The sequence below is a fragment of the Echinicola pacifica DSM 19836 genome (assembly GCF_000373245.1).
Lineage (GTDB): Bacteria > Bacteroidota > Bacteroidia > Cytophagales > Cyclobacteriaceae > Echinicola > Echinicola pacifica.
In genome coordinates, this window is record NZ_KB890738.1 from 497,120 (window position 1) to 517,878 (window position 20,759).

Genomic DNA, 20,759 nt, shown 5'->3' on the forward strand with positions numbered 1-20,759 from the left:
ACATTCAAAAGATTTATTATTTTTACGAAGCAGAAAAGTATATATATATATGGGAAGAGCATTCGAATTTAGAAAAGAGAGAAAATTCAAGCGATGGAGTAAGATGTCCAAAGTTTTTACCCGATTGGGAAAAGACATCGTAATGGCCGTAAAACTGGGTGGCCCGGACCCTGAAAACAACCCCAAGCTGCGGACGGTTATTCAGAATGCCAAAGGGGCTGCTATGCCCAAGGATCGTATCGAAGCGGCCATCAAAAGAGCCAGCAATAAGGACCAGAGCAACTATGAAGAGGTGGTATATGAGGGCTATGCGCCACACGGTGTGGCCATTCTCGTGGAAGCCTCCACAGATAATATCAATCGGACCGTCGCCAATGTGAGGCATTATTTCTCCAAAGGAGGAGGTTCTCTGGGCACCTCCGGATCAGTGAGTTTTATGTTTGATCATAAGGCGGTGTTTAGATTCCCGCAGGGAGAGCACGATTTGGAAGAATTGGAACTGGAGTTGATTGATTTTGGCTTAGATGATATTGACGAAAATGAAGGTGAAATCTTCATTTATACCGCTTTTGAAGACTTCGGATCCATGCAAAAGGCATTGGAGGACAAAGGTATTGAGGTCACTAGTGCTGAATTTCAGCGCTTCCCTACCACCACCACCGAGCTTACTGAGGAGCAAGAGGAAGAGGTCAATAAAATGATCGAAAAAATGGAAGAGGATGATGACGTCAACAGCGTTTATCACAATATAGCTTAAGCATTAATAAGCCTTTGGGACTGTCCAAAGGCTTATTTTATTTCCCATTTATACAAAAAAAACAGTAAATTGGGTTTACTTTAGATAGTCATTATAGGGAACGGTTCCTTATAATAAGTCCTTTTTTCCTACCAGCTTTGGACCAGAAAAGCCAAATGGTAAAAACTCCGCATTCTTTAAGCGGCCCGCCCAAAATCCTAATGACTAGACTTAGGAAAAAAGATACGATCCTAGTGCCTTTCGTTATAGGCCGACAAAAAACAAAAACCTATTTTTATTAAATCATCGAAAATGATATTTCCAAAGAGAAAAAACATTCAAACCGCCACCAGAGAGCAGCTCATCGTGGTGGGAAGCAAAAACCCCGTCAAGGTAAATAGCACTTCCAAGGGCTTCCATAAGATCTTCGACGAGCAGCACTTTATCGTGGAAGGGCTCAATATCAACTCCCAGGTCAGCGATCAGCCCATGGGAGATCAGGAAACTTATCAAGGAGCATTCAACAGAGCTTCCAATGCCCAAAAAACTTTCCCGGAGGCCGACTTTTGGGTAGGAATAGAAGGAGGTGTGGAAGATACAGGAGAGGAGATGTCCGCCTTCGCTTGGGTGGTGATCCTCAACAAAGCGGGTAAAATAGGCAAGTCCAAAACCGCTACTTTTATATTGCCGGAGGCCATAAGTAAGCTGGTCAGAGGAGGCATGGAGCTGGGAGAAGCAGATGATAAGGTGTTTGATAGAGAAAACTCTAAGCAGGAAAGTGGAGCAGTGGGTATCCTCACCAAGGGAGCTGTGGATCGCGCCAAATACTATGAGCAGGCCGTAAGTCTCGCCCTCATACCCCTATCCAATGAAGGATTATATTAAGACCATCTATCGTTAATAGATTTTATCAATTGGTTTAGAGAATTTATAGATATTATCTTTGTTGTACCAAAAAGAAGGAATTAACAGCTAAATTGAATTAAGATATGTTACAAGAACTTGAACAAGACAACCTACAGGAAATCATTGCAGAGAATGACAAAGTGATCGTTCAATATGGAGCGACATGGTGTGGCAATTGCCGCATTATGAAGCCTAAGATGAAGCGATTGGCAGGCAGCTACGAAGGCATCACCTTCTTATATGTAGACGCCGAAAAGCTTCCAGAATCTAGAAAACTCGCTCAAGTAACGAATCTACCAACTTTTGCAGCCTTCAAAGGCGGTGAATTGGTAAATCAGACACAAACAAATAAGGAAGAAAAACTAAAAGAACTAATCGATGAGATTGCCGATAATTAAGCACGTTCTTCAATTTATAGAAGAAAATGATGAAGATTGGGTAAATGAAACCATTGAACTTCTGGAAAATATGACCGAAATCTCTTCTTTGAAGGATGAGGAGCTAGAGGTAATGGGCGAATTGCTCTCCAATCTATACGGAACCCTGGAAGTAAACAATATGATCAAAGAGGGCATGGACAAAAAAGAAGCCATGAACACCTTTATGAAAAGAGTGATGGGTTCCATAGACAAATAAAATTGTCCTCAATGGATGAATCAAAAAAAGCCTTTGAATTAATTTTCAAAGGCTTTTTTTGATAGTTTACTCTCTTTATTAATGAATTATCTTACCCACTTCACCTTATCAGCGATAGGCTTACGACGGCCGGTAGGCCATACATCCAGGTTAGGCTTGGCCACATAGAAGAAGCCCATCAGCTGGTCATTCTCCTCCAGCTCGAAATATGCCTTTGCCTCGGGATAAAAAGTCACTCCACCCGTACCCCAATAAGCGGCAAGCCCATGTGCACAGGCGGTAAGGTACATATTCTGGACGGCCATCGCCACAGCAGATACCTCCTCCATTTCCGGCAAACCAGAAGCTTCATTTCTTTTCATTATTATCGCAATAATATGAGAGCACTTCAGCGGGCTTTCTTTGAATTTATCATATACGGCAGGCTTGAAAGTCCCCATTTTCTCCGATCTTTCCTTGTACAGCTCCGACTGATAGTCGGCCAGCTGCTGAAGACCATTTCCGCTAAAAACAGTAAATCTCCATGGCTCGGTAAGCTTATGTGTCGGCGCCCAATTGGCATTTTCCAGCATCTCCTCAATGATGGAATCCTCAACAGGATCATTCTCTTTGAACTGCGATACGAACATTGATCGGCGATTACGAATGATCTTATTGACTTCCTCAAGGTTAAAAGTCGGTTTTTCCATAATATAGTGGTGTTATGTTTTTATATTTTCCCGTGTATCCCCTCACAATTGAAAGGAATGTGATTTCCCAACCTCAATTTAACAATTGTAGTTCAAGTACTGGTAAAATTTACATAAACTACCTTATAAATTTTGATTTAATTCCCATTCTTCCCAAACCATAAGTCATTTTCTTTGTGTAACTTAAGCTTCATCAAAGTCAAAAACAAAAAAACCAGAAGACTATGCCCAGCATTCATCCCTATCTCAATTATCTAGGCAATTGCGAAGACGCATTCAAGCTTTATAAGTCCCTCTTTGGTGGGGAATATTCTTATTTTTCGAGGTTTGGCGAGATGCCCCCTCAGGACGGTATGGAGGTGCCAGAAGAAAAGAAGAATCAAATTATGCATGTTTCCTTACCTATAAATGAGCACATCACGCTGATGGGAAGTGACGTAGGATTTGGCTGGGAGTCCAAGACCATTGTTGGAAATAACATCTCCGTATCGATCACAGCAGACACTAAGGAGCAGGCAGAGCAATTTTTTTCGGGTCTTTCGGAAGGGGGTCAGGTGATCATGCCTATGGCCGATACCTTCTGGGGGGATTATTTCGGGATGCTAGTGGATCCCTTTGGTATCAATTGGATGGTAAGTTATAATGCTGACGCTTGATAATAAGGATCTAAATTCCATTCACTTATAGCCCCCTGAGCGCCCAAAAGGGCTCTTCAAGGTTTATATTTTACAGAAATTGCCCCTTGCCTCATTGATAGGTAAGGGGCAATTCATTTTATAGGCTAGAGGAGAAATTGATTTCCAGCGAAAAGGCAAGGTGATTTTTACGCTAAATGTTTAATTTTGGCCATATGCCAGCTAACCCACCCCGACCTATTCTTCCGCTAATAGTACTCGCCCAATTTTGTTGCACCTCGATATGGTTTGCGCCTAATGCCGTGGCGGAGAAGATGCTTGCCAGCTATGACATCGCCGGCAATACGCTTCAAGACATTACCTCAGCGGTACAGTTTGGCTTTATCATTGGCACTTTATTATTTGCCATCCTCTGTTTAGCAGATCGATTTTCTCCTTCCCGGCTATTTTTCTTCAGTGCTCTCGCCGGCGCAGGGCTGAATGCCATGCTGCTGTGGGAAGGGAATACACTCAGCAGCTTACTTATACTTCGCTTTTTGACGGGGATTACTTTGGCAGGAGTTTATCCTGTGGGCATGAAAATCGCTGCTGATTATTATGAGCGCGGTTTGGGAAGGACCTTGGGCTATTTGGTTGGCGCTTTGGTCCTAGGCACGGCTTTCCCTCATTTCCTAAGCGCCTTTGGCTCCTCCATGACCTGGCAAAGTGTCGTTTATACCACCACCTTTTTATCCACCCTGGGCGGTATAGGCATTGTTACGTTGGTCCCAGATGGTCCTTATCGCAGGCCCGCCGCTAGGGTGAACTTAAAAGCAGCCTTTAATGCGTTTAAAAACAGCACTTTTCGAAAAGTGGCTTTTGGATATTTTGGTCATATGTGGGAGCTCTATACCTTCTGGGCCTTTGTGCCATGGATGATACTATTCTATAATAGCAGCCAAGGGGCTCACATTAATGTCCCATTATGGTCATTTCTGATAATTGGAATTGGCAGTGTGAGTTGTGCTTCAGCGGGGCTAATCTCCCTTAGAGTCGGAACTTTGCGAGTGGCAAAGCTATCTTTAGGGATTTCCATGCTTTGCTGCTTAGCCTCTCCAGCGGCATTTTTACTTCCTTCGGCCCCTCTATTTTTGTTGTTTATGATGGTCTGGGGAGCGGTTGTTGTTTCGGACTCCCCCTTATTTTCCACCTCTTTGGCCAAAAACAGTCCTCCCGAAATCATCGGCAGTGCCCTCACGGTGGTCAATGGACTTGGCTATGCGCTCACCATCATTAGCCTTCAGGGAAGCGCCTGGCTGATGACTATTATACCCGAGCAATATGCTTTATTTGGCTTAGGATTAGGCCCATTATTAGGCCTATGGTCATTGGCCAAAATAGGTAGATAGACCTAGCGATAAGTAATAACAATTTGGTAATACCGCAGTCTGCCCTACAATTTTTTACTTGTATTTTTCATTTTCTGTTATACCAACCTTTTTTACATAATTTGCAATAATCGAACGTAAAACTTGCATTATAATTACCAAAATTTGGTTTCATATAACATTATTAGCTGAAACTTTACCAAAATTAATTGTTTAAAGCACAATAAATCTTAAACATTGTTAAAAAATTTATTGATGTTCTTTAGATTACTTTAAAAATTTTTTTACATTACTGGAGAATTAAGTTAAAGATTAGGTAAACATTGAGTAAAAAGAGTCAAATATCCTTAACAGATTAAACCCAGAGAAGTAAGTAAAAATCACCCAAAAAATCCAAGAATTTTAGCATCGGTTCATCATCCATACGGGCATGATGAAATAAAGTAGTTTAATGTTTAAAATATTACCATAACCCTATTTTATGAACTCGAAAATTTTACAATTCGTCAAGCCAGCCGCCTTAGCGGTTGTTTTTGGGAGCTGCCTACAGACATTCACTGTAGTAAATGCTCTCGGAGCAGAGGCGCCAAGGGCCCTGAGTCCCGCTTTGGTAGTTCAAGCGCCAGTGACCATCACCGGAGTGGTCTCCAATAATGAAGATGGCATTCCTTTGCCAGGAGTGAGTGTGACCATCGTTGGCTCTGCCAAAGGCACCATCACCGATCTAGACGGTAACTACTCGATCAATGTAGAACCCGGACAATCCCTTAAATTCTCTTACCTAGGCTTCACCGAGCATATCGTCAAAGTAGAAAGCCAAACAGTCATTGACGTAAGCTTGTCTGAAGATGTGGAGCAGCTCAATGAAGTTGTGGTAACGGCATTTGGTTTGGAAAAGGAGAAAAAATCCCTAGGATATGCCGTTCAGAATGTGGATGGTGAGGACATCGCCGCTGTAAAGGCCTCCTCTAGTGCCATCTCCAACCTTAAAGGTCGAGTGGCCGGGGTAAATATTACAGAATCCGGATCAGGTCCAGGAGCCGGCGTGCGGGTAATCATTAGAGGTAATAACTCCCTTACCCAAAGCAACCAACCACTGTATGTAGTGGATGGAATTCCAATGGATAATACCAGCCTTAACGAAGGTGGTGGAGTCTATAGCAGTGGCAACTCAGGATCTGGTATCTCTGATTTGAACCCTGATGATATAGAATCCATGACCGTGCTAAAAGGTCCAAATGCTGCCGCACTGTACGGTTCCCGTGCCGCCAATGGTGTTATCATGATTACCACCAAAAAAGGTAACAACCGCAAAGGACTCGGAGTAACTTACTCCAGCAGTACCATGGTCTCTAACCCAATGCTGCTTCCAGAATTCCAAAATGAATATGGTCAAGGAAGCGGAGGTAGAACCCCTGCCACTACTGAGGAACTACGAAGCAGTGGCTCCAGCTGGGGTGGCAAATTGGATGGAAGCGACCAATTATATTGGGATGGCTCCACTAAGCCTTACTCTCCACAGCCTGACAATGTGAAAGACTTCTTCGTATCCGGAGGAAACTATGTAAATACATTGGCACTAACCGGAGGAAACGAAAAGGTGACGGCCAGATTCTCTTATACCAATACCTATAATAAGGCCATGGTGGAGAATTCCTTCCTGAAGAGAAACAACTTTAACTTAAGAGCCACCGCCAAGCTATCCAGCAGACTTTCTATGGATGCTAAGGCCACTTATACTAACCAGTTTACCAGAAACCGTGTAACACAGGGTACTGAAGGACTATTGGCAGGTGTATATAATATGCCTCGTAATGCCATCCTGGATGACTTCAGAGACTATCAGGATGAGGAAACTGGAAACGTACGCAGTGTAACTGACAATTCTAGCAACCCTTACTGGACCCTATACCATGATAAGGCAGAAGATACGCGTAACCGTTTTATGGGATTTGCAAAAATCCAATACCAATTGACGGATTGGCTATCTGCACATGCCAGAGTAGGTACAGACTGGACAGACATCCGCTCTGAGAGCGTTACCCAACCGGGTCACTGGTTCGTTCAGGATGGAGCCGTAGGATTTGCGAATAATAAAATCCAGGAAACTAACGCTGATTTCCTCTTGATGATCAACAAAAACATCACAGAGAAATTCCAGATTACTGGTAATATCGGTGGTAACCACCTGCACCAATTATCTCAAGCCATGAGTGTAACTGGCCAAAACCTAAGAATCCCTACTAAACCAACCATCGGAAGTGCGGATATCGTGAATTCGAGCGCAGGTGTACCCGTAACGCGAGTGACTAACTCCCTTTACGCTTCTGCTAGCTTAAATTACGGTGGCCTGGTGTACCTGGATATCACAGGCAGAAATGACTGGACCTCCACTTTGCCAAGCACCAACTGGTCTTATTTCTACCCATCTGTCAGCTTAGCGGTGATGCTAGGAGAATTTATTGATCCAGGACAAAAAGTAATGGACCTACTTAAAATCAGAGGTAGCTGGGCCAGCGTAGGTAAGGATGCTTCCGCATGGAGACTTCAAAACAGCTATAACCTGAAAGACAAAATCAGCTCTTACTTAGGGATCACTACCCTGACTATTCCAAACACCTGGTATGATCAAAACCTAAGCCCTGAATTCACCAATACGGTGGAAGTGGGTGCTGAAGCAAGCTTCTTCAAAAACAGACTTTATGTGGATATGGCCTATTACCAAATCCGCACCACTGATCTGATCGATATCGTAAGCACAGATAACCAAGCGGTGAATCCATTTGGCTATCCAAATGTACACACCAATGTGGGTGAGATCGAGAACAAAGGGTTTGAAGTAATGCTAGGTGGTAGCCCAATAAGAAAGGACGACTTCGGATGGGATGCTAATATCAACTTCTCTCATAATAAAAACGAGCTAACTGAATTCCTTCCGGATGTGGTATCACGTCAGTGGAATGTGAATAATAGCGGGTCTGTGGATACCAGAGCAGTAGTAGGTGGCGGATACGGAGAAATCTGGGCTACAGAAGTGATGACTAACCCAGAGACTGGTGACTGGATACTGACTGCTGATGGCAGACCACAGAGTTCTGGTCAGCGAGTAAAAGCCGGAAGCTTCCAGCCTGACTTCTTATTAGGCTTCAACAACTCCTTCCGATATAAGGATTTCAGCTTAAAGTTTTTAATTGACGGCCGATTTGGTGGTCAGATGTACACTGGTACCCAATCTGCCATGGATGGTGCCGGGATCAGCCCAAAAACACTTGAGTACAGAGAAGGTGGAATCGTGGTGGATGGCGTAATCGCCAATGCTGACGGTACTTATACCGCCAATACCAACACGATCACTGCCCAACAATACTGGGGAGCGCTTAGCGGTATCGGGTCAAACTATATCGTGGATCAGACCAATGTAAGATTGAGAGAATTGTCATTGACTTACAATCTCCCAAGCAGCCTATTGGGTAATTCAGTACTTAGATCTGCTTCTGTAAGCTTTATCGGAAGAAACTTATTCTTCTTCTACAAAGCATTTGATGGAGGATTTGATCCTGAGGCGAATTTGGGAACAAGCAATGCTGGACAAGGTTACTTGTACTACTCCATGCCTACAGCCCGTTCTCTTGGTTTTAGCCTGAATGTGAAGTTTTAAACCGCCTTAATTAGACAAACCATGAAAATATTTCATAAAACTATACTTGGACTCAGCACCTTGGCAGTATTAGGATCCTGCACGGGTGATTTTGAGGAGATCAATACCAATCCAAACCTTATCGGTGAGGAAGATGCCAGCGCCAAATACTTCTTGACGCAGATGATGATTAGTCCGTATATCCCGGCTCGATATGCCTACTGGAGAGCGAATATCATCCATGCTGATCGCTATGCAGGTCATATCACCTTTGGACATAATGTCTCCTGGTGGAGTGATGACCTCTCTTATAAGTATGATGCAGCCTATACTGATGCCACTTGGGATCACTATAATGGACAGCTGTCCACTATCAAGCAACTTCTGGACTTCACCCAGCCAGGTGGAGCATTTGAGAATGAGCTGACCTATTCGGTAGTACAGATCATCAAAAGCCATTATTACCAGTTATTCACCGATACTTTTGGGATGATTCCTTATAGCGACCTATACAAGGAAGATATCAACTTACCAAAATTCGATACTCAGAAGGAGATCTATCAGGGGATCATTGCTGATCTAGATGCCGCAATGGCGACCATCGGTGACAATACTTCCACTGGAGATGCTTTGGAGGATTTGGGAGATAATGATGTAATCTATGGTGGCGACTTACAGAAATGGAAGCGTTTTGCCAATACCTTGAAGCTCAAGATCGGGCTCCGTGCCCAAGGTGCTGAGGGAGACGACTTCAGCCAGCAAGTCATCAATGAAGCCATGGCGGCTCCACTTCTTGCCGAAGGCGAAAGCGCCCTTATCCCTAAAGACCTGGAAATCAACCAGTGGGATTATTCCACCTACGGTGACGTATGGTATAATTTCGGTGGCGGATCTGACTGGACTGTTAGTAGAGAACTGGTAAATTATCTTAGAGATAATAATGATCCACGTTTGGAGAAATACACTAAGCCATCGCAGGGAGGTACCTTTACCTTATTCAGACCCGCTCAGGCTGAAGATCCAGAAGGATACCAACTGTTCCCTAAGAGAACGGCCTTCCTAAAAAGCATCTTTGACGAGGCTGGAGCGGAATATACCTGGCTAGACAATGGAAGTGAAGTAATAGTGACCATGCCAGAGGAAACCAATAATATTGGCCAGCCGGTAAGGTTAAGTTCTGAAATGAAGCCTTTGGTACAATTTGGATTCTTTAGCAGACCAAGTGAATTGGTGATTGCGCAGAAAAATTCCGGAGATGCCGCCACACCGGAAACGGTGATTTTATCTTCAGAATCTTTGTTTATGCAAGCAGAAGCAATCCTGAAGGGGTACGGCACTGGAAATGCACAAGCACTTTATCAGGCGGGGATCAGCGAAGCAATGAAGCTTTGGGGAGTGGATGATGCCAGCATCAGCACTTACCTTTCCTCTGAGGATATGGCCTTGCTCAATGGGACTTCCGAAGAGAATCTAGAAAAAATAGCGATTCAGCGATGGATTGCTCATTATACTGATGGCTATGAGGCTTGGTCTATCGTGCGAGACACGGGATATCCAGCATCATTGGCAGCAGGTGTAACTGACTATGACCTATATGGTCCTGGTACCATCGCCGCGGGTGCTTACCCTCAGCGAATGAGATACGGTAGTGGAGTACAAACTTCTAATCCTGACAATTATAACCAGGCAACCAGCACCCAAGGTGCCGATTTGCAAGAAACCAAATTATGGTGGTCAAAATAAATAGGGTTTAGTTGATAGATAAAAAGCTGCTTCTTCAGGAAGCAGCTTTTTTTATGCCTATATATCAGCGAAATCTAACCAAAAACCCCTTATATATATTGCTAATCCTTATCGGCTAGGCTTATACCCTGAGTTCATAAAGATCTTCTTTGCATCCCTCTCCCGCATCAAATCTACCAAATCGACCCCCTGCTTTTCTGCATAAGCATCCACAATATTCCATCCTATCCATCTGCCCACTCGTCCTGGAGCATCCGGGCTGATGGCATCGGTGAAAGGAGCCTCCCCGGTATATTTCCGGATCTCAAACGGATTGGTCTCATAGATAATCTCCGCTTCAATAAAGTGCTCCCAAATAAACTCCTCATTGGCGTAGCAGGCGGCAAGTTCCTCAGGTGTATATCCAATCACTAACTCCTCCGAAGTACAAGGCATCATGGCCTTGGTAAAGTGATATGCCTTTCCGTAAAACACCATCTCAGCCAGCAATGAATTGTCTGACAGGTCACTTTCTATATAAGCCGAGCTGATAGCCATCAGAATCATAGGCACCAGATGCTCACGATTATAGCGATCTGTCATATACTGTGGTACTTCGGGAGGCTGAAATTTATGATCCGAGGGAAGGAAATAATCCAAACCTATCACAATCATCTCCTTGTCAATATATAAATCAGAGGTAAAACCACTTACAAAAGTATATATCTTGGGAACTTCAAATTCAGGGTAATAGTATTTGATATGCTTAAAAGCCAATTCTAAATCCGTCAAAATATCATCGATCTGGCCATATTCCTTAGTCACCTCATTATATAATTCCTGCATTAAACTGTCCTGAGGAATGGCCGTGAGGTTGCTGATGAGCGCTTCCCTGCTGGGATATAAGTCCTCTTGAAGGTATTTTTTAGTAAAATAGGGGTACTCCTCCAGCCAAAAAGCAATATCCCCTTCACCTTTGGCTTCAAACAGTCGGTTTTCCATTCGCTGCACCTGGAGCTCGATAGGTATATACGCTACCTCCTCCGCAGGATGGCATTTTTCTTCTTTTTTTTGGCAAGCCAAAAAGATTAAAGGTAATAAGAGATGAAATATCGCCGTTTTTTTTAGCATAGCATGTAACTTTGTAAGGTCAGCACTGCTGACAATAGCCTGATGGGAAGTTTGCTGTAAACTTAAGCACGGCAATTGCGCTTATGCAAACTATCATGGCTCAAATCATAAAAATATAATGAAAACTATACGACCTGCACTATACCACAGCCTAATGGCCCTCCTGATAGGATTCAGTTCTATAATGTTTTTTTCCTGTGGAACAGAAAGTCCAGCGCCGGAATACAAGCAATTAAGCATCAGCGGATTTATCAATCAAGACCCAAATTTCAAGGTATTCGCCGAGGGTATGAGACGTGCAGGATTAGAAGATAGCCTAGAGAACCAAGGACCCTTTACCCTTTTACTGTCATCTGACCAGGCTTTTGAGCAGCGGGGGATCCTAGCCGGGGAAGATCTCAGCCCTGAGGAATGGAGAAGAATTATCCTTTACCACCTCAGCCCTGGAGACCAGAGCAGAGATAGCCTATCGGGCGCCGTGCAGCCTAGCTTGCTGTCGGGATATTATTGGCTGATCAATGAGGAGAATGGACGTCTGACGGTCAATGGGAAAGTAAATCTCATGTCAGCAGATTTGATATTGGCCAACGGCCGAATCCATATCCTGGATGGCCTGCTGGATCCACAAAGGCTAAATTTGGTATCAATGATGAAAAATGCTGGCTATACCACCCTGGCGGAAGGGATAGAAACCGCCGGCCTCTCTGGGCAATTAGCCGATTTTGAGAAAAACTTCACCATCCTCGCCCCCACCAATGAGGCTTTTCAGGCGTATTTTGACGCGCAGAAGATTAGCAAAACTGACTGGCTAGCGATCAGTGACCTGAGCAATCTCCTCAATTATATGATCCGGGACGGAGAATATTCCCAGGCGGATTTTAGCACAGGTTCCTTGCTGATGAATTCTAAGGACTCCTTATATATAAGTTCCTTTCAGGAAAATACCTGGATGAATGGAACCACCCAGATCAGCCGGGGAGATATCACAGGAGGCAATGGTCTCATTCATGAAATAGACCATGTATTAGCGGCTCCCCAACAGTCCCTCGCCACCTTGGTGTCGGAAGGAGGAGATGGCTCCGGCTATTCTGAGTTTAAGGCAGCACTCATTTACGCTGACCTGCTCAGCCTCCTGGAAGCGGAGGAAGTCTATACCGTATTTGCCCCAGATAATGCCGCTTTTTTGGCTTGGTATCAGGAATTAGAAGTCTCAGGATATTATGAAGTGGAAAAGGACCTGCTTCGTGAAACCTTGATGCATCATATTGCCTTAGGCAGAAAATTCACCACTGATTTTGATACCTTGACCGAATGGCGCAGCCTATTGCCGGGATACCCATTAGTACCCGCAGCAGATGGCGGCACGATCAATGGAATTATTCTGGATCCTAATTATCAAAATAAACTGGCCACCAATGGCCTTATCCACGGGATCAAAGGCGTCCTGCCACTACAAATCCAAGAATAAGACGATGATAGGTATCTCCTAACCCATCCTAATACACCATAAGCTCATCAGCAAATAGAAATCCATTATGTGAATTGGTAGCCTTGACCTTGATATACCGGGCCTTCTTATCGATCGCAGTGGTAAAGGGATGAATGATCAGGTCACTATCGGTATCAGGAATGCTATGACTGATGATAATCGGCTCAGAGAAATTGCTGCCATCGGTGGAGGTACTGATCTCCAACTGCCCGGGCAGGAAAACTCCCGGCCCTATCAGCTGCATAAAGGTGATTTTTATTTCATCAATTGATATTTCCTTCTTCAAATCCACGAGAATATCCAAGTCCTTTCCTTCGAAACCCTGCCATTGTCCATCGGAATAGGTAAAGCCTCCATGGCTGCCATTGACTAGGGTATAGTCCCCTTGGGCGGAGTATTTACTGCTATATTCCGAGAGGTATTGCACCTCGGCACCCACGGCTTTATGGTATCCCAATTCTGTTTCTGCCACCGGCCCCATTTCCTTTTCTGAGATTTGAATAGCAGCTTTTATGGTCTGGGTTCCTGCTTCGTAAAATGGCGCTTGGTACTGTCTGCTATTGATATCAGGCGTACTTCCGTCTGTGGTAAACCGAATAATAGGTTGGTACAGCTCTGAGCTGATGGTTACTAAAGAGGCCTGCCGGGCAGTATCTGCAAGAGCCGAAACCGTCAAATCTACTGAGGGATGGTAATAGTTGATTCCCTTTCGCTGCAACAAACGGTAATGGCCCTGCAGTCTTTCAAAGAAGTCTTCCCAATCTTTGGAGGACGATTTTGTCCAGGCAACTTCGGATAAAGCCAGCAAGCGCGGAAAGAGCATATATTCGGCATGTTCCCTGGAGGGTATATACTCAGTCCATAGATTGGCTTGCACTCCTTTGACCAGCTTCTTTTGGTGAGCCTCGAGGTCCGCAGGAATGGGCTCATAACTATATACTTTCTCAATAGGCAAAAATCCACCGATGGCTTCTGGCTGCGTGCTCGGATCAGATTGATAGCTGTCAAAATAGCAGTGGCTACCCGGAGTCATGATCACCTCATGGCCATTCTGCGCAGCCTTCACTCCACCAGAAATGCCCCGCCAGGACATTACCGTGGCTCTGGGTGGAAGCCCTCCTTCCAAGATCTCATCCCAGCCTATAAGATTTCTTCCATTGGAATTCAGAAATTCCTCTATACGGTGAACACCATAACTTTGAAGCTCTTCTTCATCTTCCAGGTGCTCCTCCTTCATTCTTTTTTGGCAGTGAGGACATTTTTTCCAAGCACTCTTATTTGCCTCATCTCCTCCGATATGGATGTACTGTGAGGGAAAGATATCCATAACTTCCAATAAGACCTGCTCAAAAAAATCGAAGGTTGCTTCTTTCCCCATGCAGAATTCACTTTGAGAATACGGCTCTCCGGAGCAAGCGAGCTCAGGGTAAACGGCCAGCACTTCTTCTGAATGACCGGGAAATTCAATTTCAGGAATAATAGTAATCCCACGCTCCCGGGCATAATCGACCAGCTGCCTTGCGTCTTTTTGAGAATAATACCCACCATAGGCTTGAGGATCACCTTCTTCCAGGTATTTCCGACCAGAAGCCCACCAATCTTTCCAGGTATAGTGAGTTCTAAATGCCGCTTGCCCGGTAAGTTTTGGGAAACTCTTAATTTCCAAACGCCATCCTGGCCCATCCGTCAGGTGCCAATGAAAAGTATTGAGCTGGTAAATAGCCATCATATCAATCATCTTCTCCAGAAAAGGCATTGGAAAAAAGTGCCTGCTTACATCCAAGTGCATCCCTCTATACTCAAATCGGGGATAATCCTTAATTTTTACCGCTGGCAATATGGAGCGTTGATCCTGTAATAAGCTTAATTGGACCAGCCTATAAATCGCTCCAGGGAGCACGGAGGCTTTTGATCCCCGAATAGCTATGGTATTCTCCAGCACCTCAATTTCATAATAGCCCTCCTCCTTCTCAAGGAGTGACTCTTCAATTTTGATGGATATATAAGGCACTTCAGCGGTTAATTGATCCGCTAGGATTATATTATTTTCAGCCAATCCCAGACCCTCAGCTAGCAGAATGCCGTGATCTATAAAGTCCTCTGAGGAAACCACAATTTTGGTGTCTGGTAATAGCGTAAAGGAACTTTCTCCTCTTTCCATCTCCACCGGCTTAGGGATAAGCGCTAAAGACTGGGAATAGGCTAGGGGCGATATAAATAATAGGCCTAGCAGTAATAACAGACCAATAAGAATGGGAGAGGACATTCTATTTTTGATAGCGCTTAATAGAGGCTCATTTCTAAAATGAAGATCAATCATTGAATTTTGGTAGAGTTGATAGTAATGTATTATTTACAATAATAGCATATTATTAGGAGGATTAGGGTGGAAAATAATCCGTTTTTGGGGATAGTTATTTTTGCGCCGCAAAAAAAAGAGAGACCAGCCTGTAACAGCTAATCTCTCTCTTCTATAGGCAAATGTCAGTTCAAGTAGAAACCAATATTAGGAATCCAAGATCTTCCAATCCTAGTGAAGGCGGCTAATACCAATCTTTTATATCTATTATTATCGCCTATAAAGGCAAATTTCCGTGAACCAATCTCCTATTGCTTTTGGATTGGCGGCACGTAGTAATCACCACTTAGCACCTCGGGTTTTGGAACGTAAAACCTATTGGTAAGCGAAAAGTTCTGCCCTTTAGGGGAAGGCAGCCAATTGCTTTTTGGGGCTCCAGCGGGCAATTCGGAGGCCAAATACAACTTTAAGGAGCCATCTTTTTCATAGTTAAAATCCATCAAGCTATTGAGGTTATATCGCTGCAGTTCGTTGGGGATCACACGGAATTCTGGAGTGCTCAGCATTGTAAGGGACCAGAAGGCATTCACATGTTTACTTGGCAGGTCTTCAGGAGCATAATGGATGATATATACGTTATCGCCATCGAGAACTTTCTCATCACTGTCCACCGAGGCGGTATAATACACCACTTCCGAAGAGGAATTCCACCAAATCCCACCAAAGTTTACCAGTGCATGAAACCAGATGTCTTCTCCGATGGAAAGGTATTCGCGGGTGCTGGACCATCCTCCACGCTTGTCGCCGTATGTATTTAGAAAATTTCCAAAGGCGGGGAAGGCTTTTTCAGCAATAATTTTTGAAACCATTTCTTTATTTTCTGCACTTTGAGACACAAATTTAGCTACTTCCAAGGCCTCTTCTTGATATTTTTGACCATGTGGATTAGAATCTGGGGCACTGTCAAATACCTCCCTCAGTAGTTTCTCCTCAAATATCTCCGCACGGATTAGCTCTGTATTGGTAAACTCAGGAATCGCTATAGCAGGCGCTATGATGGGATTACCAAGAGGGCTGACCTTAAAAGCCTTTTGTAGGGCGATGGCGGCGGTTTTATCCTTTTTCAGCTCCACTCTAGCCAGCATTTTCGCTTTTTTGGAAGGGATATCCAAGCGCAAGGCTCCTTCGGGTATCTCCACATTTGAGCCCTTCAATGCAATGACATATTTGCCATAGGGATGGTCCGGAAAATTGCGCTCATTAACATTATAGATGATCTCAGCCCATTCATCCATAATCTGAGCCGTATAGTATCGTCCTTCAATTTTTGGGATCTCGAGCAGGACCGCATTATTTTCATCCACGGCAAACCAGGTTTCTAAATAAGCAACGTCCAAATTTGGATTCACAAACTCTGCCCGCCCAGGCTCATTGAATTTTATACGATTATAATCAACATTCTCTTCAGCGATATCAATATTCTCCTGGCGGATCACCAAAAACCTCGACAAGGAATAGATATAGCTTTCGATAATCTGCTCCTCTGAGGGAGTTTCCAGGTGCTCGGAGCTGGTACTTTCTGTAGTGGAATTCTCAGATTTACAGGAAAAAAATCCCATAAAAAATAATGCTAGTATTACCTTATAGCTGGTTTTCATCTTTAATAATTATATAGTGTTAGGTGTATTCTAAAATAACAGGCTCAAATGCTAAATATAAGGGCCATGTATATGTTTTTCACCAAAAATAGGTAAACCTTGACTCTGTTACAAATGAGAACTAGAAGGGATTTGTTTTGTCTTTAGTCCTAAAAACAAATATAATAAGGAATTATTATATATAAATTCTATGAAATGGGATCAATGGAAGGCACTTACCTAGAGAATTACGGGGGCTAATTTCCCTACGCACATCAACCTAACGATGGAACCCAGCAGGTATAAAAACCCTATCGACAACTGAAAAAAACTCCTAAGGTTTTGGCTGATTAAATCAATTGCAGACAAAATTCCTTCTATTTTTGCAGGAGGAATACCCTTATTTTATGAAAAAACTCTTCCGCTTCATTGGCAGGTTGCTGCTTTGGTTTTTTGGTATCACCATTGGCATGACGCTGGTATTACGATTCGTGCCCGTGTACTTCACACCGCTGATGGCTATCCGCCTGGTGGAAGGGCCAGCGAATGAAAAAAGCGACCGGCAGTTTAAGAAGGATTGGGTGCCACTGGAGGAGATCTCTCAGCATCTGGTACAGGCAGTGGTGGCCTCAGAAGACCAAAAATTCCTTGATCATAATGGCTTCGACATGGATGCCATAAAGGAGGCAATAGAGGGAAACCAGTCTGGAAAAAGGCTGCGTGGTGGAAGTACTATAACGAATCAAACTGCCAAAAATGTTTTTTTATGGCCTGGCAGAAATTACTTAAGAAAGGGTCTGGAAGCCTATTTTACCGTTCTTATAGAATTCATATGGTCCAAAGAAAGGATTATGGAAGTCTATCTAAACGTCATCGAAATGGGAGATGGGATCTATGGAGCGGAGGCTGCGGCACAGGCGTTTTATAAGAAGCCTGCGGCAAAGCTAAGCCGTCAGGAGGCGGCGATGATAGCGGCAGTATTACCCAATCCACTGCGCTGGTCCCCAGCCAAACCTACTGCCTATAACCAAAAAAGACAAGCCTGGATCCTCAGGAATATGAATAACCTGGCACCGGTAAAATTTGACACCGCCAAATAACGAGCTAAGCACAATAGCCAGTTCCTGATCAGGTGCCTGGCAAAGCGATTCCTTTCACCTTTCGGTAAAGAGACAAGGCATATTTGTCAGTCATTCCACTGACAAAATCAGTCAGCTTACGCAGCAATAAATAAGGCATGGGCAGTTCATGTTTAGGAAGAAAATTCTCTGGCAGCAATCGTAGGATGCTTTTATCCTTACCCGAAAACTGGTCCTGCTCAAAATACTTATGGTAAAGAGCGAGGGAGAAAACCTCCAGCAAGCCTTCCAAAACCTGAAATCCTGCCGCTTCTTTTTCTAATACCGGCTGGGATCTGTAAATTTTCTTCACCGACATGGAGGTAATCCTTTCAAGTATTTCTGCCGAAGGGATCACATCAGTCAAGGCCTGGTCAAATTCCCCCAGGAGCATTTTCTCTTCATGCTCACAAAATGCCTCCACTGCCTCACCGATAAGCTGACCAATGGCCATAGCCCGCAAAATAGCCAATTTCTGGCTCGAGGTCTCCAGCGCATCTAGCTTTTCGGCGTCAAATCTATCTCCTATAATACCTGCTAATAGCTGAATCACATCCTTCAAAGAGACGAGTCCAAGGGTACAGCCGTCCTCCAGGTCGATGATGCTATAGCAGATATCATCGGCTGCTTCCACCAAGAAAGCCAAAGGATGCCTCAACCAGCAGTTTTCGGCAATTTCGGGAATCCCCAGTAGGGTAGCCAAATTGCGATAGTCCTGTTTTTGATCGCAGAAAAAGCCAAACTTCTTATGGCTTCTTCTTTTAGGTAATTTTTCCTTGACAAAAGAAGGGCGAGGATATTTGGTAAATGCCGCAAGGGTGGCATAGGAAAGCTGCAGTCCATTGGTCTTCTCCAATAGCATCCTGAATCCCTGTGCATTTCCTTCAAAGGCCACCATATCGGCCCATTCACCCACCTGAAGGTGACTTTCCCAAAGCCTTCCCGCTGGATGATATTTAAAAAAATCAGAAATGGCATCCTCCCCAGCATGGCCAAAAGGAGGGTTTCCAATATCATGCGTCAATGCCGCTGCCGCCACAATAGCACCGATATCGTAGCTACTGACCCCCTTTTGCTCCAAATCAGGATATTTCTTCAATAAATATTCTCCGGCTGACTTGCCTAGTGACCTGCCCACACTTGATACCTCCAGACTATGCGTAAGGCGAGTATGTACAAAATCAAGCTCAGGCAATGGGAATACCTGCGTCTTATCCTGGAGATTACGAAAAGGAGCTGAAAATATTACCCGATCATAGTCCCGCTCAAACTCGCTTCGATACGGGTTGGAATTGGCAATAACACCCTTTTTGAGGTCTCCACGACCCGATTGTAGCAATTTTTCCCATTTCATCATCCCCAAAATTAAGAATAGCTCCCTAATTATGGCCTATTATCCGCACATTTTGTCCCCTTTTCATTCTCATTATCCATTCCCAATACCCCAAAAAGGTGGGCGAGGAGCGCTAATACTGCCTTTTTCCTTAAAAAAAGACTTATTTATACAATATTTTTGATTAAGTTTACATAGTTCTGAAAATAATTATAAAATGAAATACAGCCTACTTCTCGCTTTCTGCTTTATCATTTCCGCCTCTTACGGTCAAGCCCTAGAAGATCGACAACATTATGTGGCATTTAGGACCGATGTGGATTTGGAAATGGATGGATTCCTAGACGAAGCCGACTGGGAGAAAGCCGAATGGTCCAATCTATTCGTCGATATCGAAGGCGATAAAAAGCCAGCACCGCTTCAGGATACCCGCTTGAAGATGCTGTGGGATGATGAAAACCTATATATAGGAGTGTGGATGGAGGAATCAGACCTCTGGGCGACCTATACCGAAAGAGAATCGGTGATCTTTCATGAAAATGATATTGAGGTGTTTATCGATCCTGATGGAGATACCCACAATTATTACGAATTGGAGATTAATGCACTGGGCACCGAATGGGATCTGATGCTAACCAAGCCCTACAGGAATCTCGGCTCGCCGATCAATGGCTGGAATATCAATGGATTTGAGAAAGGCATCCAGTTATTTGGAACACTAAACGACCCTAGCGATAGAGACAGTTGCTGGACTGTGGAGATGGCCATTCCCTGGAAGGCACTTTCGCAAAGTGGCCCCAGCTTCGCCATCCCCAAAGATGGTCAGCAATGGCGCATCAACTTCAGCCGGGTCCAATGGCAGCTGGCCGTAGAAGATGGAAAATATATAAAGAAGATCAACCCTGCCACCGGAAAGTCCTTTCCAGAATACAACTGGGTATGGTCAGCTCAAGGCCATATCAATATGCATTTGCCTGAGTATTGGGGCTATTTGCAGTTTGCGGATCAGCCAGTAGGGGGAAATCAAGAATATACCCCCGATCCAGATAGCCCAATCCAGGAAGCCTTGCGAGAATTATACGGACTACAAGCTGAATACCTCGCCGCCAAGGGTCATTATGCCACAAGCCTCAAGGAACTTCCTGGTGGAAGCAAATACAAGAAATGGAATCCCTCCTTCGAGGTGAGCCAAACACGCTTCAAAATGGCGATCGACTCCAGTCAGCCAGATAAAAAATGGTATATCACAGAAGACTCTAGAATTTGGAGAAAGTAGGGGCCTCGGGCTTAGGCTTTGGAAACCGACTGAGGCCATTGCCAGGTGACCCTAATGGGCTAAGGTTGTGAAAAAATTCTAAATCCTAAGCATATTCCTGAATGGACTTATTTATATAACTAAAATACAATTTATTGCTTGTGCTAAA

16 protein-coding genes are annotated in these 20,759 nt (G+C 44.1%); 11 read left to right on the top strand and 5 right to left on the bottom strand.

Annotated elements, in window-relative coordinates; translation table 11 throughout:
- Positions 1–49 precede the first annotated feature (49 nt).
- The 4 genes from B050_RS0102075 (at position 50) to B050_RS0102090 (ending at position 2,278) form a co-directional block, all read left to right on the top strand.
- On the top strand, positions 50–757 hold the full coding sequence (locus B050_RS0102075; protein ID WP_018472214.1) for a YebC/PmpR family DNA-binding transcriptional regulator: 708 nt from the start codon (positions 50–52) through the stop codon (positions 755–757).
- 291 nt (positions 758–1,048) lie between these two features.
- Complete coding sequence (gene yjjX / locus B050_RS0102080) at positions 1,049–1,621, top strand: inosine/xanthosine triphosphatase (protein WP_018472215.1); 573 nt, start codon at positions 1,049–1,051, stop codon at positions 1,619–1,621.
- A 104-nt stretch (positions 1,622–1,725) separates the two neighbouring features.
- On the top strand, positions 1,726–2,040 hold the full coding sequence (locus B050_RS0102085) for a thioredoxin family protein (protein ID WP_018472216.1): 315 nt from the start codon (positions 1,726–1,728) through the stop codon (positions 2,038–2,040).
- Entirely contained in the window at positions 2,021–2,278 is a 258-nt protein-coding gene (locus tag B050_RS0102090) for a DUF6952 family protein (protein WP_018472217.1), read from the top strand. The genes B050_RS0102085 and B050_RS0102090 overlap by 20 nt, the downstream gene beginning before the upstream one ends.
- A gap of 86 nt (positions 2,279–2,364) precedes the next feature.
- Here B050_RS0102090 and B050_RS0102095 read toward each other — a convergent pair whose 3' ends face one another.
- Complete coding sequence (locus B050_RS0102095; protein ID WP_018472218.1) at positions 2,365–2,967, bottom strand: nitroreductase family protein; 603 nt, start codon at positions 2,965–2,967, stop codon at positions 2,365–2,367.
- A 224-nt stretch (positions 2,968–3,191) separates the two neighbouring features.
- On the opposite strand from B050_RS0102095, the gene B050_RS0102100 reads away from it, so the two are divergent.
- The 4 genes from B050_RS0102100 (at position 3,192) to B050_RS0102115 (ending at position 10,349) form a co-directional block, all read left to right on the top strand.
- Positions 3,192–3,623 carry a VOC family protein gene (locus tag B050_RS0102100; protein WP_018472219.1) on the top strand — a complete coding sequence of 144 codons (432 nt, stop codon included), beginning with the start codon at positions 3,192–3,194 and terminating at the stop codon, positions 3,621–3,623.
- 194 nt (positions 3,624–3,817) lie between these two features.
- Positions 3,818–4,990, top strand: a complete 1,173-nt coding sequence (locus tag B050_RS0102105; protein WP_157492491.1) for an MFS transporter — start codon at positions 3,818–3,820, stop codon at positions 4,988–4,990.
- A gap of 460 nt (positions 4,991–5,450) precedes the next feature.
- Positions 5,451–8,627, top strand: a complete 3,177-nt coding sequence (locus B050_RS0102110; RefSeq protein ID WP_018472221.1) for a SusC/RagA family TonB-linked outer membrane protein — start codon at positions 5,451–5,453, stop codon at positions 8,625–8,627.
- Positions 8,628–8,648: 21 nt separating this feature from the next.
- Positions 8,649–10,349 carry a SusD/RagB family nutrient-binding outer membrane lipoprotein gene (locus B050_RS0102115; protein WP_018472222.1) on the top strand — a complete coding sequence of 567 codons (1,701 nt, stop codon included), beginning with the start codon at positions 8,649–8,651 and terminating at the stop codon, positions 10,347–10,349.
- A gap of 108 nt (positions 10,350–10,457) precedes the next feature.
- On the opposite strand, the gene gldB is transcribed toward B050_RS0102115, so the two are convergent.
- Positions 10,458–11,459 carry a gliding motility lipoprotein GldB gene (gldB, locus tag B050_RS0102120; protein ID WP_018472223.1) on the bottom strand — a complete coding sequence of 334 codons (1,002 nt, stop codon included), beginning with the start codon at positions 11,457–11,459 and terminating at the stop codon, positions 10,458–10,460.
- A 118-nt stretch (positions 11,460–11,577) separates the two neighbouring features.
- Here gldB and B050_RS0102125 point away from each other — a divergent pair, with 118 nt between their 5' ends.
- Positions 11,578–12,927: a fasciclin domain-containing protein gene (locus B050_RS0102125; protein ID WP_083923229.1), complete on the top strand. Its 1,350-nt coding sequence runs from the start codon at positions 11,578–11,580 to the stop codon at positions 12,925–12,927.
- A gap of 28 nt (positions 12,928–12,955) precedes the next feature.
- Here the strand turns inward: B050_RS0102125 and B050_RS0102130 are convergent, their stop codons facing one another.
- A complete protein-coding gene (locus B050_RS0102130; RefSeq protein ID WP_157492492.1) occupies positions 12,956–15,268 on the bottom strand; it encodes a glycoside hydrolase family 20 protein in 2,313 nt (770 codons plus the stop codon).
- 287 nt (positions 15,269–15,555) lie between these two features.
- Positions 15,556–16,905, bottom strand: coding sequence for a DUF1214 domain-containing protein (locus tag B050_RS0102135; protein ID WP_018472226.1), 1,350 nt, complete (start codon positions 16,903–16,905; stop codon positions 15,556–15,558).
- A 386-nt stretch (positions 16,906–17,291) separates the two neighbouring features.
- Between B050_RS0102135 and mtgA the strand changes: the two genes are divergently transcribed.
- Positions 17,292–17,984, top strand: a complete 693-nt coding sequence (gene mtgA / locus B050_RS0102140; protein WP_044201642.1) for a monofunctional biosynthetic peptidoglycan transglycosylase — start codon at positions 17,292–17,294, stop codon at positions 17,982–17,984.
- Between the two features lie 28 nt (positions 17,985–18,012).
- Here the strand turns inward: mtgA and dgt are convergent, their stop codons facing one another.
- A complete protein-coding gene (dgt, locus tag B050_RS0102145; protein WP_018472228.1) occupies positions 18,013–19,359 on the bottom strand; it encodes a dGTP triphosphohydrolase in 1,347 nt (448 codons plus the stop codon).
- Between the two features lie 193 nt (positions 19,360–19,552).
- Here dgt and B050_RS0102150 point away from each other — a divergent pair, with 193 nt between their 5' ends.
- A complete protein-coding gene (locus tag B050_RS0102150; protein WP_018472229.1) occupies positions 19,553–20,611 on the top strand; it encodes a carbohydrate-binding family 9-like protein in 1,059 nt (352 codons plus the stop codon).
- Positions 20,612–20,759: the final 148 nt, after the last annotated feature.